Genomic DNA, 16,021 nt, shown 5'->3' on the forward strand with positions numbered 1-16,021 from the left:
ATTATACAGCTGCTTGTTCAAATTTGTTATTGAACGCTGTAAGTGTAGTATCGTAATCAGCATCTAACAGGTTCTTTGGAAGATCCATTTCAAGTGCATCATCTTCAGATTGCAATGCACCAACGATTGCACCTTTATTTTCCAGAGAATTCTCTGTCATTTCAACTAATTTCATCCCGTATTGCCATCCTAATACTAAGAAAGCATCCTGATCAGATGGACCTTTGTATTTTCTGTTTACCACAGCGATGTATTTACCGCCTTTAGAAAGCTTGTTGGCTTCCGCACGGTTGGCTGTAGTAGGAGATAGGATTCTAAAACCAATTCTGTGACGATGACCGTCTAAGGTTTGGTTATCCCCTGGTACAAATTCGGAGTTATGCGAGTTCGTTTGCTTGATTCCTTCCAGTTTAAAGCCTGTTTTACCGGCTTTCAGAACAAGATCGGTGATCAACTGTGAGTTAGTCTCATCAATTGCAGATCCTGTTTTATCTTCTGCACCAAATGGAATCAAAACAATGTCAGATTCGATACCAGTAACCGCCATGTGATCGCAGTTCACTGTGATATCGCCTGTAATTTCGTCTATAAAGCATTCTGCCATGATCGTAATTTTTAAGAGTTAAGGCTGTAGCCGCTATTAGTAAGCAGCTACAGTCATATAATCCAACAAGTGTTTAGTATCTAACATCAAATCAAAATCGATGTAGTTTTTCTTGTCTTTTTTCTCATACCAGCTTTCGATGTTTCCAAGATCTTCTTCAGAAACAGTTCCAACAGGAATGTTTTCTTTCACGGTCAGAATTGCACGGTTTGGAAGGTTATACTTCGCCCCGTTATCCTGGTAAGAACGGATGTTATTATCCCAATCGTGACGAACCTTAATAGGAATACCACGGTAAGACATCGCGTTAACACCTTCTCTGGCTTCTTGAAGCGTAAAGGCAAGCGATTTGTCTTCTAACTGATCCCAGTAGTTTTGGTAAAGCTCACGAGTTACCAATAACTCAGGCTGCGCACCTTCCTCAATAGCTTCGAAGAATCTCGCATCGATAGCGTTGTGCATTGCTCTAAACACTCCTAGTGCAGTATTAGGATCTAAAGCCTGTGCTCCATAAGAAGCCCCTGCATTCTTAGAGATCTCAACGTAGTTCTTAGCGGAAGTAGGAACTTCAGCAAAGATTTGTTTGAAAAGTCCGTTAAGGATATTGAAGAAAGCAACATCCACACCGTCAGTGATCACTCCTGAATCGGTCACGTTGTCCGCAGCGGTATCACCGAACCAAACAAGTCGGTTGTTCATTTTCTTCATCGCCTGTTCTACCTTTGCGATGATCAGTCCTAATTCTTCAGATCCGATACGGTCGTAGAAATCAGGATTTACACGTTGCGCTTTCTTGAAAAGCTTAAGTAGTGCGTTTACATCGGTTGCACAATGCGCCAGACGGTCGCCGATTAAAACCGGATCCCAAAACTTCTCAGTTAGTGGAATGCTTGCACCGTTTTCGCTACGGTTACAACCTGTTTGTTTTTTACCTACAAGACCAAGGTTCCCGATGAAAGGAATTTGTCTCTTGTGTGTTACTCCGGTTTCTATCTCGTGATACTCGCTAAGATCACCACCGGTAATTGTTGCAATGAAAATCGCCTTAGAAACTTCGGTAGCTTCTTCAGGATTCATTGTTAAGTTCTGCAAATCTAATATTGCCATGATGTTCGTTTTTTAATTGATGAATGATGATTTTATTCGTCCTTTTTCTTCCAAAGTTGACGGGTTCCCTCTTCACGTTCCTTGTAATTCTTTTTCTTAGGATCGTGACTGAAATCTGAAGTGATCTGGCTTTTTAATGCGGTGATCTCTTTAGTGATTTTCTCGAAGCCTTTTTCTTGATCACCTACTTTTTTCTTAAGTGCGGTTACTTCTTTTTCGGCTTTCTCGGTCTTTTTGTTCTGAGCTTCTAACTGGCTCTTAAGATCGTCTCTCTCTTGTTTCAAAGCTTCGATATCATCGTCGCCTTCCTCTTCTTTCGGTACGATTTCTTTAAGAATACCACCTTCAAACTTGAAGGTTTCTCCTGAAGGCATTACAATATCACCTTCCGCTGGCGAACCGTCAATGGTTGCCTTGTCTTCTACAGATGGGGTATCATCAGGCTCTAAATCAGGAAATATAATTTCCTTTTCACCTGTGCCATCCAACTGCATTTTTAAGCCTTTTGGCTTCTCACTTTTTTTGAAGAAGTTAGTAGCCAAGTCTAGCAGTTGATCTAGCTTGCCTAATGTTTCTTCATTTTTTTTGTCTTTGGTTTTGTCTGACATTTTAAATGAATTTGGATTAAACTTTTTAGAGAAAGCCACAGCTTTTAGTTCTGGCTTATATATCTCAGTAGCGAAACCAAAAGCAACCGCCTGTTCAGGAGTTAATTCAGTTTCGTTTTTCATTAGTGTTTTAAGTGCTTCTTTTGAAGTTCCGGTACGTTCGTGGTAGAAGTTGATAAGATTCGTTTCTAGTGATCTTAAACCTTTGTAATAGGCTTCGATATAATCGGCATCACCATGCTCTGGTGCGCCGCCCGGATTGTGAATCATAAAAATGGTTCCCGTCTTAATTATTCTACGTTCCCCTAACAGGAACAGTTTTGTAGCCATCGATGCGCATTCTTCTTCTGCTATTGTGGTAAATGGTTTACCATTTTTTTGAATACCATCTAGGTAATCAAACATTTCATCACCATCCTCCATGTAACCACCTGGAGAATTAATGATCATATCGAATTCGGTAGCTTGCTTTTGAGCTTCTGCTTGCTCTGAAACATTTAGAAAAGTAGTGTTCGGTGTAATGATTTCACCGTTTTCATCTGGTATCTTACCAATAACACCGCGAATTTTTATGATTCCTTTCATACTTCAAAATTATAATGTATTACATTACTTTTACTGAAGTCGTGCCTTCAGTAATTTTGAGTATCTTTGAACTATGGTGTTTTTAATTATTTGTGCGGTAGTGATCGCGGTTGCAATCCTTTACGGTTTTATAAAAGCCGTGAATGCTGTTTTCAATCCACTTATCAAATGGACGGAAAGAAAACGAGATCGACTGCAATTAAAGGATAATCCTTATGTACAAGCGCACATGGAACGCCGATGGAACGACAAAATGTATGATGAGTATTTAGATTGGCTTGATCAAACAAACGGCAGTTTACCGATCGAGAAACTAAAATCTAAAGAAGAGATCGAATTTGAAAGAGAAGTAGGACTTAAAAAATAGATCGTATGGATATTACTGAAAATGAATTAGTTTTAATTTTTGTTGTAATTGCTGCTATAGCAATTACAGGTTTATTTATAAAAATGTCTTTTATCTGGAAAGATGTAATGCTGGATAAAATGGATTATTTTAAGATTAGCCATATAGAATTACTTCAAAGCTTAGGAAGTTTAAATGTTCTAAAAAGATTACCTAAAGAAGGAGATAAAATTAAAGAAGGAGATAAGTTTTTCTATTATTATATATTTAAAGATATCATACTTCAAGGAACTCAAGGGGCTTTTGATTATAAAATGGACGGAGGTTTATATGCTTTCAGAAAGACAAAGCAAAAAGCTGAATTAGATAGAGAAACTTATATTAACGAAGTTTATCAGGAAGGTATTAAATATCACTCTAACCCCTCAACTTCTTTACAATAGTGTACACCGTTCGTTCGCTCACTTTAAATTCTTCAGCGGTATTGCAAATTGCCTGAGTAGATTTCACGCTCTTAAGTTCATCCAGGTAATACTCGTACATGAGTTTATAATCCAACCATTCTACTGGAACAATACCCGAAGTGATTAGATCATTGAAGAATTCAAGCTTTTCAAGTTTACCTAAGAGATCGTGCGTACTCATGTTGTTTACCATTTTTTTATCGGGCATTTATCTTTTGGACTTCTTATTTTAGTGGATAACGGACAGTTGCAATGACCGCATTTCAAACCCTGAACTTCTTTTAATTGAAAATCCTTCAATAGTTTTTCATACGTGCCTACGGTGGCGTGCTGGCATTCTTTGCAGATCTCCGCACGTTTGCGTTCGGTATCATTCACGTCACCGTCAAAGTAACGTTTCCATCCTTCAATAATATTAGAAAATTGCGCCATTCTGAATGTTCATATAGTTTTTATCTGCTTTCCTGATCTCTTCGATGGATGCGAAGATTTTTAGTTTTTCCAATTCGACACCTAACTCAGCTCCTATCTTTCTGGCCAGTAGATCATAGTCGATTTCCATTTTAGAAATATTCGTTGTGCTTCCAGTGTTACGCGTAACGATACCACCAGCCGCTAAATAATTTTGCATTTTGATTGCACCACCTGCAGGGTATTGGCTATTTAATTGCTCAACCATGAAAGCAGCATTTCGATTGATCACTCCAATCAATTCGCCTTGCTCTGCTTCAAAGGTGGTACCGTCTTCACCAACGAACTTAGTACCGCCACCGCTGTGACGTTTACCGCCGATCTTCATAAAACCACCTTTCTCAAACTTAGCACTTTGTGCGATGGTACCTACGCCTTGAATTGCAGCAGATGCTAATATCTTAGTGATTGCAGCTGAACTTTGTGCTTGTAAGGTTAAATTTTGAGCTGCTGCTGTGATTAATAAAGGAATATTTGCTGGCGGACCAGGAGCCGCTGCCAAAGCTAAGTTTTGTGCTTTTGCTCCTTCTGTAGTTATAGCAACCATTCCAGCTTGTATAGCCGCGTCAATGGCAATACTGGCAAGTTTAGCTGCTAAAGAATCTCCCAGTAAACCAGTTAAGATTCCAGTTAATTGCGTGGCAATGTTTGCGGCCTGTTGAGCATTTTTCTCTCTTATTTTGATTTCCTTATCCATTAGCTTTTGGAAATCAGATATTCTTTTCTGTTCAAACTGCTCACGAATAGCGGTGATCGCTTGCTCACGTTGCTCAGTGAGTAATGTCAGTAACTCCGTTTTCTCTTCTTCTCGAAGCTGCATGTTCTCCAGATCTGCAACATGTTTTTCGAAATCCATTTCCGCTTGAAGTTCGGCACGTTCCAATTCGTTTTCCGTATTCTCAAGCCTGATCTGTTCTTCTAATTGTCGCCTTTGATCTTCAAAAGCTTGCCTACGTTCCAGCTCTTCTTGGCGTTTTTGTTCGCGGTATTCAATAAGATCATTTTCGATCGCTTTAACTTCAGCGTTGTATTCTGTTTGCGAAAGCTTCTGAGCATCTAATTTTGATTTTAGAATATCCAGTTCTTGCTTAGCTGTTTCTTCTTTGACTTTTAATTGATCCTTTTCAAATCGGTTGTTTTCTTCGTAGAGTTTAAGTTGAGCTTCTTGTTCAGCTATTAAAGCATCCGTAGCTCTTTTTCTTCGGTCAAGTTCCTGCTTGGCTCTTCTTTGCCTATCGGCTTCGAACTGATCCTCTATTGTATTTCTTTTGTTGGTAAGAGTTGTGAGCTTTTCTTCACTCGCTGCAATTGCATTGTTGTTATTGATGATTGCATCTCCAATTTTCTCAACATCTTCAACTAGTGTATTGCTAAAACCAATCTGAAGAAGTTTATCTTGGAAAACTTGTGCATCCCCTTGTGCATCGATAAAAGCTTGGCGTACTCCTTCTATTTTGTCCGCATTTTCTTCATAACTTCCACTTAATTGCAATGCGTTTTTAAGCTGATTATTAGCAAGATCATTTTCAATTTTAATTTGCTCCTGTTCTAGTGAAATGGCTTTATTGATCGCTTTTTGCCGCTCTTCAAAAGTTTTCGTGGTATCTTCAGCAATTTTATTTTGTTCCTTTATTTGCTTATTGATTTCAGACCTTGCTACTTTTACGGCAATCTCTTGCCTTTGCAATTTTTGAAGTTCAGCTTCAAGTTGTGCCGCCAGTTTAGTTTCCCTCAGTATTTCATCACCAACCCCGGCAAAGCTATCTTTCATATCAGCAAGTCCGCCTTTCCAATCTCCGGATAGCAGCTTAACGATACCACCGCCAAACTTAGCAACACGATCGATTACCACATCAAAAGCAGCGCCTAAACCGGCAAGCACTTTATTCACCAGATCAATCCCTGTCTGAGTTTTTGTAAACCAAGCAACAAGAGAACCAAGTAACACCACAATAGCACCGATACCAGTAGCTATAAGGGCGATCTTAAAAGCTTTTAAAGCAACGTTGGTAATTCCGGTAGTAATTGCAGCAGCCTTTTGAACACCAGAATAAGCAGCCACTTCAGCTTTAGCCTTTTGATAAGCGGCTTTCATGCCGTTCACCTCATTCTTAAGTGCATTGTAAATAGGCTTAGCAACTGCCATTACTGCATTTAATTTCTGCTGAGCTTGTCCGTAAAGTGTACTTTGTTTTAAAGCTTCACCCATCCCTTCAGCATAGTTACCGACATTACGTGTATTATCTCCTGTTTGAGATTCTAAAGTTTTAAGGCGTTCGGTAAGCTCCAGTTTCTTTTTGGCGAGTTTATCAGCAGCATCAGAATTAGCACCATACAATTGCGCCTGCTTCGCCCATTGCGAAGAAACTACAGAAAGCGCATTTCGTGCCTCTTGTACAGTTTTTATTTCTTTTCCTTGTATTGATGTCAGTTTAGTGACTTCACGCTGGTATGTACGATATTCAGCGTTTACATTATCGAGCTGCCCTTTAAGTCGAACATAAGTTTCAGATCCTGTATCACCAGCATCTTTCAATTGCTTTAATTTCCCGCGTATAACATCAGCCTGCGTTTTAAAAGCAGATGCACTCTGAATTACCGAATCAATATCGATATCTAATTTAAAGACTTGTATTTTATCTGCCATTATTCAGGATTTATTTCGTTCATCATTACTTGAATAGTCACTTCATCGGTATCGGTTAAACCAAATTCATCAGTCACCGTTAGTCGCATGGTGTAAGATCCAACGCTATCATTATTATTTGGTAAGGCTAAACCACTAGACGCACCGTTTGAATTTGTGAGTGTTGCATTTGATGATATTGGTTTTGTGATGATCTCCCATAGGTAGGTGGTAATATCGCCAGTGTTATCATAACTACCAGAACCATCTAAAGGAGTAATCGAATCAAACTCATCGTTGGTGATTTCAAAAGTGTAATCCTCGCCAGCATCTGCAACAGGTGGTTGATTAATATATTCATTGACCGTTACCTGAAGCGTTCCTTCTACTTCAGAATATGCTCCAGATCCTGCGTCTTTAATTTTGAATGTGAAGCTTGCCGAATGTTCATCAGTTGTATTTCCCTGGTCTTCGATATTCAGATCCCAATTTTCAATAAGGATTTCCGTTTCTGAATCGATAACCGTTTCTCCGTTCTTCAATAAAATATCCTCATTAAAACCACCGGTAAACTTAAAAGCGATCGGTTGATCGAATTCAGGATCGAAATATTCAGGCACTGTTTGTGAGGTAAGTTGGTTAACCGATATATTTCGATTGCTCTCGTAATTCATCACCGTTTCATAAGTTCCTAAAGTTGTTGGTGGTTGATTTTTTAGGAACTGGCGAACGGCCACAAGTTCAAACTCCGATAACTTACCGGATTGATTTCTGATCTTATTCAAATAGAAATACATCGCTTTTTGCTTAAAGTATTTCAATCGAAAGAAGTTGATGTTTAGAATATCAATCTCGCTTAATAATATTCTACCACTGTGAAGCTGAAAGTTTTCGATCACACCTTGAAATGCCTTGTAATATTTATTGATATAATATTGCATCGACATGTTCTCCAAACTGAGATAAGGCACTAAGCCGTTATAGCTTACGGAGGTGGTGTTATCAAAGAAAGTCGCATTCAGATTGATATCAACCTTCTTAATTCTGAAAGTTTTGATATCGGCTTCTTTGATCTCGATTACCGTCTGGCCATCATCATCAACCTCTTCCCAAATAGGGTGGAAATAAAGCGGTGTGCTTTGATATCTACGATTACTGATCGGAATCTGGAAAATAGAAGTAAACAGATCTTTGGTTGCATTCACGTTTTCGTTATTGATGCCCATTACACCGTTCATCGTTGGAACGATAATCTCTTCGACATAGTTGTATTTAGCTTTATTCTCTTTGGCGTAGTCGTGTTCATATTCTTCGCCATCATCGAACTGCGGAAATTTGCCGCTCCAATCTTCAGCGCCTTCGCGATCATTCAAAAGCGTTTCCATCTGGATAAATGCAAAATCGGTATTGGCTTTTAGAGGTCGCACGATCAAACCAAATCGCTGCATGATATCTTTAACTATATCTTGCAATGGAGTATCACCCATGATCTGAGCGAAGTCCACAAGATAACCGCCTGTTACTTCCTGAAAGGTCATTGAAGCCGATGCGGAATAATCAACCATGTATTGATCTTCTATTTCAGATTCGCCTACACCAGTATTAGGGTTTGGATTGTAACCCGTATCGGTACCATGGATTTGAAAATGAAGGGTATCACCAGCATTTACATCAATGTTGATTGTAGTTTGAATGCTGCTTCCTAGATTTGTTAATACATCTGATTTAATTACACGGGTGCCATTGAGAAGTGCTTGAAAGCTGTTGTAACCATTTTGTGAGCTATAACTCACTTCAATATCAATTGATAATCTAAAAGCTTCATTAAATGTTAATACACCATTAGTTCCAAAGGTTATTCTTGAATCAGTAAACTGCGTATCGAATTCTAATCGTGAATTAGCATTGAAAATAAAATCTTGTGAAACCACGCTTTTAAACACCTGGTCTGTCTCTGCAGTTCCGATCGCTGTGTAATCAGGTTGGATATCCTGAACTTCATAACCGAACATTGGCGCAATCACTTCAGTTCGGAAGTCGTTATTCGATGAAAAGAAGTCGCCGTAATAGTTGATGTTAATACGATTGAAAATCTTCTTCCAGATCGTATGTGTAAAAACAGACGGTGCTTGTCGATCGACTTTGATTCCTGATTGATTCATTACAAAATCACCCAGCGCATAAATATAACCTTCGGTATTGGTAAAGGATCCTGTGTAGTTTGGAACGGTCAAATAATGATTGAGATCGCTGTAATCTAAATCGGCAAGCGTTAAGCCTTTGAGTTTTTCTGAAATATCAATAATACCGTCATAGATCACCGTTTCATAAGTTCCTGTAGTAGTTCTTTTGATTACTGCATAGCCATTTCGAATGAGTTGAATACCATTCACCCAATAATCACATCTTAGTTTTTGATATGGTTTACGGCTATTATTTCCAGTGATCCCTAAATATTCAAACACCTTCACATTTCTTGGTGTAAATGGAAGGTTGATCGTTTTGGATTGATTGGATCTTCGGTTTTGGATATCGCCGATCTCGTTGATTTGTAAATCCCGGGTGATTGAGTTGGGAGTTACGTCAACGCGTTGCCCTTCGATATGTAGCCGTTCATTGATCATAAGGTTTGCGTGTAAACGTTAGGCATTAGTAATTTGATGGTATAGGATCCAGTTTGATATTTGGTTGCTCTCGATAGTGATTTTGTAGTTACTTCAACCTCTTTGAAATTGGATAAAGCAAAAGGCTGGAATGGTTTCTGATCATAGATGTACACCTTTGGCGATAATAGCAGCGTTTCTAAGATTCGGTATTCTGCCGCATCGATCACACCGGTGTTAAGTTCCAATTCTCGCTCCGCTTCTTTTCCTGTGATGGTATTTACTCCATGATTGTTGAAGTTTTCCATGGTATCACTAGATAGATCATCAATTTCAAAAGGAAGGAATCTAAAGTATGACCAACCACCAGCAGGATTGAACCATTTTAAAAGCTTGCCACAGCTCGCTTCTTTTTTGTGAATGGTTAAGGTGGCAACGATCGAACCATTATAAGAGAATTCCATATCATTAGCACCTAAGTACAGCGGCACTTCCTGTTCAAAGTCATTAAGATCGACAACGCCATCGCCAAGAAACAAGCGGCTCACACCTTTTACAAAGTCTTTTGTTGTTGAAATGCCGGTTCTTTTGTTTTTGATGGTGTATGTTCTTATCCCTGCTGTTGGAGTTTTGGAATAAATGGCTATATCCATCGGGTAACCTTTGTAATAAATCACCTCGGCATTCTGACTAATCTTAGGCACCAGAAATGTAAATTCTTCGGAATAGTATTTCTGCCCTATTGACTTTAAAAACGGTAATACGATTGTAGTTTCATCCTCAGCTACATCTACGAACAGCACGTTAATAACGATTTCAATTTCTTTGAATAGCGAAGGATCTTCTTTGAAGTTTTCATCGATCACTTCCAGCTCATCATTGAAATGATTCTCATTGATGATGGCTGTTACCGCAGCTTTTAGATTGTAATAGAAATTACCGTTGATATCTGGATAGATATTTGGCAGCTCTACATCATTGATGGTGATGATCGCTACTTCAGGAGTGCCAGCATCAACGCCAAATTCTAAATCTAATTCGGTACCAGCATCATACGCATTGAATGGACCGCCTGTTGGTTGTTTGGTGATTACTATACTCATGCTGCTAAACTTTGAAATACACCTGAAACCATTGAGGTGTACGAATTAATATGAAACTGCGCTACTTTATCCATTATCATTTGTATTCGTGACGGTGTGATCACGGCTTCTATTAGATCAGTACCGCCTTGTTTAAAATATTCTGTACCTTCCTTAGCAATCTTTCTAGCGATTAGAAAAGCGAGCATGGATATTCTTTTTTTATTTGTTGTTTCAAGTTTTTTATTAATAACCCATTGGCGCATTCTCTCAATTGGTGGGAAGTTTCCCGGCTTTCTACCGTTAACCAGTTGCTCGGTGTATGGTTCGCCCCAAATTTGACCGCTTAATCCTTTGGTTCTATTTTCCAAAGACTCTACCCATTGTCCAGATGCACGCATTCCTAATTCAATGTGTTTTTTAATCAGGTCTTCGCGTATCGATTCCATCTCAAGCTGTAATATTTTTTCAGAGTCAATCACTTGTGAATTTTCAGATTATAATAAACGAAAGCACCATCTGCGTTAAGATCGAAAAAGTTTACTTCAGCTTCTGATTCCCAACTTTCAATATCATATAAACATTCAAGTCTATCATGCATCACATCTAAATCTAGTTCTAATGGAGATATATATTTTTCCCTTTTGTCATCATAGGATTCATCTAAACTAGACAATGTAAGGACCATAAATGTCCCTTTGTATTTTATATAATCTCCATCTCTTTGACGTTTATATTCATCACAGAACATTATTGTCACACCCTCACCATAAGGTTTAAATTCATCTTGAATCCATTCTCTTACTTCGTATAAGTTTTGATAATCTCTTCTACCAAATACAAAGTGCCATCCTTTTGCAGCGGCATATTCTTTAAGCTTGGTTCGTAGTTCCATATTTTAATTCGTTGTATCGTTTTTGAACTTCAGCCTGTACTTTATCGTGAAGCAGCAAACTGAATACTTCGTTATAGCTCCAATCGGCTATTTCTTTCGGTCTTATACCAAATTGCTTCCCGAGTTCCTTAAGGCTGTTGAGTTCGCCAAACATGGTTAATCGGTTGATTCCAGCTTCTTCCAAAACAGGATCCAGATCACCGGCGAACATTTTAATCTCTCGTTCTACGATCTTATTGATTTCCTGTTTAAGCCATCGAAGTGAATAGAGAAAATCTACAACATCAGCACCGTTGAAAGTTGATTGTTTCACTTTGAAAACCATATCAAAAGCCTTGTAAATAGTTTCATACTTGGGATTGGCAAAATACTTTTTAAGACTTGCCACTTGACCGTAACTCAATAAACCTAACTGAGAAGGTTTCCTATTCACAAAATCAGCATGTAAATGAATTCTGTTTTTATCGAATGCTGCTTCCAAATTCATGTAAGCCTTAACTTTATTCTCATCTTTAAGATTGAATAATTCTAATACTGTGATGTGGTCCAGGTTAAACATTATGCTCTGATTCTTATGGTTCCTGATTTATGTTTCAATCCGTAAATAACATAGCCGTCCGCATCGGTGATGTGATCGAATCCGCTATCTTTATCGGGTACGCCATTCTTGTATGGCAGCTGTTCGTATGCTTCGGTTAAGTCCGGGCAATTGTAAGTATTGATGTAGTTGATTGTTTCACCGTTGGCATTCTTGAAAGATCCGTTAACCGTGGTAATACGATCGCGCACACTTGGGTTTTTCGCTCCGGTGATGACTTTGAATTTTGCTTTTTTCAAAAGTTTGATATCTGAATCCCCTGCGGTATTTCTAGCGTTACCTGAAGCATCTGGATATACAATGATCTTGTGTTTTGGATAGCGCTCTTTTAAGATTCCGATCATATCGGCGGTATCATAAGCACCGGTAACTTCATCGACGGCACTAAAGATCTTACCATCAGTCACACGAATAGTCGCGCTCATGTTGGTGATGTTGAAGTCCATTCCTACGTGCAGCTTATCACCAGCTTTCACGGTGCGATCGGTGTGGTTTACTTTGCGATCAAAAGCATGATAAACCGTTCCTGCGGATAGGTTAACGAATTCGCCATTTAAATAGGCTTCGAGTTCCTGTGCTGAATAGATATCGCTAAGCGTTTCAATATAGCTTGATGGCAGATAGGGATTATCTTTTGTCTTCGCTTTGATCAGTACCCGGTTTGGCTTGCTTTCTTTAACAAAAAACTCGTAAAGGAATTTAAATCCTTCGGGAGTGGAAACCATATCGATGCTGTTAGGTAATCCATCTGGAAGAGGTTTCCTGTTACGTCCTGCGATCTTAACCATCACGTTACGCATCTTACCTTTTGGTAAAATATCTGCTTCATCAATCAGCGAATAGCCTACTTCGTAACCAACAATCTTATCAGGATTTTCCATAGATCTAAGAATGATCTTTCCAAGCGGAGTTTTAAACTCCTTATCGGTTTCATTCAACTCGTATGGTATTTCCATCAAATCGAGCATTTCCTTGAAGTTAGGAAACGCGATATCTTTAATCAATCCGTAGGTAGGAAGATAATAAGCAACGTTAATGCCTGGATATTGCTTTTTCTTTTCGATCGTTTTCAGCGTACCGGCTTTTGACTTACCAGAACCAAAACCCCCGACCAAACCCGTATGCGTAGCATTGGATTCGATAAAAGCAATCTGATGCTTTAAAACTGGAATATCAATCGTTTCCTGTGGCATTTACGTATCGAGTTGGTTTGATTTCTGATTTTACTTCATGGCTTTGTTTATCCGCTAATCCTAAATCCCTGGCAATGATGTTCGCATTCAAGAAGCCTGAAGCCGCTCCCTCAAATTTTTGATTGTATATGATTTGACGTACGCGCGTAGTGACTGCCTGATAATCTTCACGTTTTTCATATTCTTTAAAGTTTGAAATAGCTAAATCAATGAAATTGCAAAGACCTCCTAATGTGAAAGGTCTCATTTTGCTTACGTGAGCGATAGAGTAGGGGTGTACTTTTTTTATTTCCTTTTGTGTTGGATTTCCTTCGTTATCTGTGGCATCGATATATAAAATCTCTGTCCACGCTTTATTGACAATTTGCTCTTCTTTCAATGGGTTTTCAAGGCACCATTCGAAATATTCGTTGCAAGCTTTCATTAAGGCGTTAGGAGTTTTGAATTTTCTACTCCTTCCGTTCTTGCTTCTTATTTTGTAATAATCATTTCCTTTTGGTGCTGCCATCTTTAACTTTAATTATCCCCCGGCCTTCTTTCCTGATTTCCGGGGGAGTTGTAACAATTGTCTATGGATAAAAAAGTATTTCGTACGGTGCTGCTATCTTACTGATCAGGTAAGCAGGATAGATTCATCATTGTACACTGATTTCATTATCTTTTTACAGCACCTTCTCTCTGGTTTTTGTTGGAAGGACAGGATTCGAACCTGTACAATAGGGAGTTATCATCCTAATCTATTTCTTGACAGTGCTCACCTTCCCGTGTTAGATGCCTTTTGCGTCTACCAATTCCGCCACCTTCCAATTTTATCTGTCTTTCCAGATTGCCAGTCTTATGGTAATTTGCTTGCATTTGAATACTATATCAGCGAAGGAAACAAGCGTTGACAATTCCTGCATTACCACGGCCTCGATTAGCGACAACTAAGCGTTAATTTCATCCTTGCCTACCCTAGTCTGGTATTAACTTTTCTCTTTAGCGTTAGCCTTTATCTCTCTTGCTGTTTTGGCTAAAGAGGATATCTCTTTTTGATCGAAGCTTTTTAATACTTCAAAATCATTTCCTGTTTTTTCGATTGTTTGGTTCATCGTCTCCTAAAGTTGTGAATCAACATATATGCATCTCGTGCATGTTCACTTGTCCTTTTCTGAATGCCGGTGATCTGCTGGAACATCTTAGCGTTAATCTTGGTGCCACCTTTAACAGGGTGTACCATTTCAAAAGATATGTCACTGTTGGTAGTGGCTTTGATATCGGAAAGAAAGTCTTCCCATATCTTGCAATCACGTTTAACTGATCCTGCACCTTGTTGTTTTGCTTTGGCGTTATTACCAAACCATTTACGTAAGCGCGCATCTTCTACACGAATGTGAATAGGGAGGTTTTTATCTGCAATATCAGATACAAATTGCATAGCCTGGTGAATGGGCATGGAACCAACAACTTTGTTTTTTCCGTCAATTGCACCAACGCCAGTCTTTACTCCCGGATCAATACCAATCAGAATAGTAGACAAGTGGAATATATGTCTTAAGGAAATCTCGTGCCTTATGTTTTTCAGTAGGACTTGGAAAGCTCAATAATAGTACAAATATACTATTTTTTAAGGTTAAAACCTATAGTATGCGAATGCTTTGTGCTAATAAAACAATCTTTTCATTACTGATCCATCGCTGTACATTTTATCTAATGGCTTGCTTGCTAAAGGTTCTGATCCATCCCAACCATTCGGATATATTTCATCTTTAATCATCTGCTTAATAGCTTTACACTCTGCAGAATTGATTAAAAAGATCTTAGGCCTATTTTGCTCAGCTGCTTTTGAATTAATTTCATTCTGAATATTAATAATCTCATTTAGAAAATACTCACGCGCTTCAAGGGTTAATGGTCCCATCCGTTGCTGGTTCTTGCTTAGCTTTCCATCTTTTCTACGCTGACCACCTGATTTTCTTAATCGATACTGAGGTAGTTTCATTTCTCTGTAAATCGGCTTTAAGCGTTTTAAAGGCTGTAGATACTTCCATTTATCAATTTGGAGTATTAGATCAAGCGCTGAATCTTTTGAAGCAAGCGGACAACCTATGCAACCGGTACGTGCGTTTTTCTCTTCAGCTTCATCACCTCCGTAAGCATCGGCAAGGATTGAAGTATTCCAACCGCCATACTTGTCCATGGGAGCGAATACCTTTAGCCAATCCCAAACATTACAAACTCGCCAGTGTAGAATTGGTGCAAGGGTAGAACACATATCATTTTTTAAGCCTTCCTGGTACCAACCCTGTCCGCACTCTGCACCGTCTTTAGAACAGCTTACATTAATACGCTGATCTCTTATTGCACTTTCACCCAAACGAACACCGGTAAGCATTAGGATTTTTTCATCGGTTTCTCTCTGAAATTCAGCGAGAGCTGCTTCCATTGGTTCAACCTTAATCTGACCTGTACACCATCGGAACGTATTTGATGGAGGTGGAACGCCACGGCCAAGAATGTAAACCAAAAATCGATCGTGAATTGGTGCGGTTACAATTCTAACTTTTACACCGCGCTCTTCAAGTTGCTTGGTTAATATCTGCGAAGAGATCCAAAGCGGTGGTAGTTCCATTCTGGTATCAGCTGCGAAAATCGTAAAGGTTTCAGGTTTGGGAATCTGGCCTGTAGTGATCAGCTGTGTGATTAGAGTAACAACGGTTGTACTATCCTTGCCCCAACTCCAAGCAGCTGCCCAATGTTTATGCCTAGATCCGTATTCTTTCATACTGGCAATGGTCAAATCGATTGATTCTGCTACGGTGATCTTTTCAGTTCCGAATATATTTAGTTGATCTTTCAT

At 38.9% G+C, this 16,021-nt stretch carries 17 protein-coding genes and 1 tRNA gene; 2 read left to right on the forward strand and 16 right to left on the reverse strand.

Going from position 1 to position 16,021, the window contains the following annotated elements; translation table 11 throughout:
• Nucleotide 1 precedes the first annotated feature (1 nt).
• Genes INR75_RS06625 through INR75_RS06635 form a run of 3 tightly spaced genes read right to left on the reverse strand, consistent with a single transcriptional unit; the run spans nucleotide 2 to nucleotide 2,904 of the window.
• Nucleotides 2-604, reverse strand: a complete 603-nt coding sequence (locus INR75_RS06625) for a hypothetical protein (RefSeq protein ID WP_223091271.1) — start codon at nucleotides 602-604, stop codon at nucleotides 2-4.
• A gap of 36 nt (nucleotides 605-640) precedes the next feature.
• Nucleotides 641-1,711: a hypothetical protein gene (locus INR75_RS06630; protein WP_223091272.1), complete on the reverse strand. Its 1,071-nt coding sequence runs from the start codon at nucleotides 1,709-1,711 to the stop codon at nucleotides 641-643.
• Nucleotides 1,712-1,743: 32 nt separating this feature from the next.
• Nucleotides 1,744-2,904 carry an ATP-dependent Clp protease proteolytic subunit gene (locus INR75_RS06635; protein WP_223091273.1) on the reverse strand — a complete coding sequence of 387 codons (1,161 nt, stop codon included), beginning with the start codon at nucleotides 2,902-2,904 and terminating at the stop codon, nucleotides 1,744-1,746.
• Nucleotides 2,905-2,977: 73 nt separating this feature from the next.
• Here INR75_RS06635 and INR75_RS06640 point away from each other — a divergent pair, with 73 nt between their 5' ends.
• Both INR75_RS06640 and INR75_RS06645 read left to right on the forward strand, forming a co-directional pair.
• On the forward strand, nucleotides 2,978-3,271 hold the full coding sequence (locus INR75_RS06640; protein WP_223091274.1) for a hypothetical protein: 294 nt from the start codon (nucleotides 2,978-2,980) through the stop codon (nucleotides 3,269-3,271).
• A 5-nt stretch (nucleotides 3,272-3,276) separates the two neighbouring features.
• The gene (locus INR75_RS06645) at nucleotides 3,277-3,693 is read left to right on the forward strand and encodes a hypothetical protein (protein ID WP_223091275.1); all 417 of its coding nucleotides are present in this window, start codon (nucleotides 3,277-3,279) and stop codon (nucleotides 3,691-3,693) included.
• Here INR75_RS06645 and INR75_RS06650 read toward each other — a convergent pair.
• The 13 genes from INR75_RS06650 to INR75_RS06705 all read right to left on the reverse strand — a co-directional run bounded on the left by INR75_RS06650 (nucleotide 3,668) and on the right by INR75_RS06705 (nucleotide 16,021).
• The gene (locus tag INR75_RS06650) at nucleotides 3,668-3,922 is read right to left on the reverse strand and encodes a hypothetical protein (protein WP_223091276.1); all 255 of its coding nucleotides are present in this window, start codon (nucleotides 3,920-3,922) and stop codon (nucleotides 3,668-3,670) included. The two genes, INR75_RS06645 and INR75_RS06650, sit on opposite strands and share 26 nt — an antisense overlap.
• 207 nt (nucleotides 3,923-4,129) lie before the next feature.
• Nucleotides 4,130-6,832 carry a hypothetical protein gene (locus INR75_RS06655; RefSeq protein ID WP_223091277.1) on the reverse strand — a complete coding sequence of 901 codons (2,703 nt, stop codon included), beginning with the start codon at nucleotides 6,830-6,832 and terminating at the stop codon, nucleotides 4,130-4,132.
• The gene (locus INR75_RS06660; protein ID WP_223091278.1) at nucleotides 6,832-9,435 is read right to left on the reverse strand and encodes a PKD domain-containing protein; all 2,604 of its coding nucleotides are present in this window, start codon (nucleotides 9,433-9,435) and stop codon (nucleotides 6,832-6,834) included. The genes INR75_RS06655 and INR75_RS06660 overlap by 1 nt, the downstream gene beginning before the upstream one ends.
• The gene (locus tag INR75_RS06665; RefSeq protein ID WP_223091279.1) at nucleotides 9,432-10,517 is read right to left on the reverse strand and encodes a hypothetical protein; all 1,086 of its coding nucleotides are present in this window, start codon (nucleotides 10,515-10,517) and stop codon (nucleotides 9,432-9,434) included. Before INR75_RS06665 ends, INR75_RS06660 begins: the two co-directional genes overlap by 4 nt.
• Nucleotides 10,514-10,945, reverse strand: a complete 432-nt coding sequence (locus INR75_RS06670) for a hypothetical protein (protein WP_223091280.1) — start codon at nucleotides 10,943-10,945, stop codon at nucleotides 10,514-10,516. Before INR75_RS06670 ends, INR75_RS06665 begins: the two co-directional genes overlap by 4 nt.
• A gap of 29 nt (nucleotides 10,946-10,974) precedes the next feature.
• Nucleotides 10,975-11,391, reverse strand: coding sequence for a hypothetical protein (locus INR75_RS06675; protein WP_223091281.1), 417 nt, complete (start codon nucleotides 11,389-11,391; stop codon nucleotides 10,975-10,977).
• Nucleotides 11,369-11,950, reverse strand: a complete 582-nt coding sequence (locus INR75_RS06680; protein ID WP_223091282.1) for a hypothetical protein — start codon at nucleotides 11,948-11,950, stop codon at nucleotides 11,369-11,371. Before INR75_RS06680 ends, INR75_RS06675 begins: the two co-directional genes overlap by 23 nt.
• Entirely contained in the window at nucleotides 11,950-13,182 is a 1,233-nt protein-coding gene (locus INR75_RS06685; RefSeq protein WP_223091283.1) for a phage terminase large subunit, read from the reverse strand. Before INR75_RS06685 ends, INR75_RS06680 begins: the two co-directional genes overlap by 1 nt.
• Entirely contained in the window at nucleotides 13,163-13,690 is a 528-nt protein-coding gene (locus INR75_RS06690; RefSeq protein WP_223091284.1) for a DNA-packaging protein, read from the reverse strand. The genes INR75_RS06685 and INR75_RS06690 overlap by 20 nt, the downstream gene beginning before the upstream one ends.
• 180 nt (nucleotides 13,691-13,870) lie before the next feature.
• A tRNA-OTHER gene (locus INR75_RS06695) sits at nucleotides 13,871-13,988 on the reverse strand.
• A 159-nt stretch (nucleotides 13,989-14,147) separates the two neighbouring features.
• A complete protein-coding gene (locus INR75_RS20425) occupies nucleotides 14,148-14,273 on the reverse strand; it encodes a hypothetical protein (protein ID WP_255584662.1) in 126 nt (41 codons plus the stop codon).
• Nucleotides 14,270-14,701, reverse strand: coding sequence for a hypothetical protein (locus INR75_RS06700; RefSeq protein WP_223091285.1), 432 nt, complete (start codon nucleotides 14,699-14,701; stop codon nucleotides 14,270-14,272). Before INR75_RS06700 ends, INR75_RS20425 begins: the two co-directional genes overlap by 4 nt.
• Nucleotides 14,702-14,824: 123 nt before the next feature.
• Complete coding sequence (locus INR75_RS06705; protein ID WP_223091286.1) at nucleotides 14,825-16,021, reverse strand: phosphoadenosine phosphosulfate reductase family protein; 1,197 nt, start codon at nucleotides 16,019-16,021, stop codon at nucleotides 14,825-14,827.

Origin of the sequence: Zunongwangia sp. SCSIO 43204 (assembly GCF_019904275.1) — a bacterium.
Taxonomy (GTDB): Bacteria; Bacteroidota; Bacteroidia; order Flavobacteriales; family Flavobacteriaceae; genus Zunongwangia; species Zunongwangia mangrovi.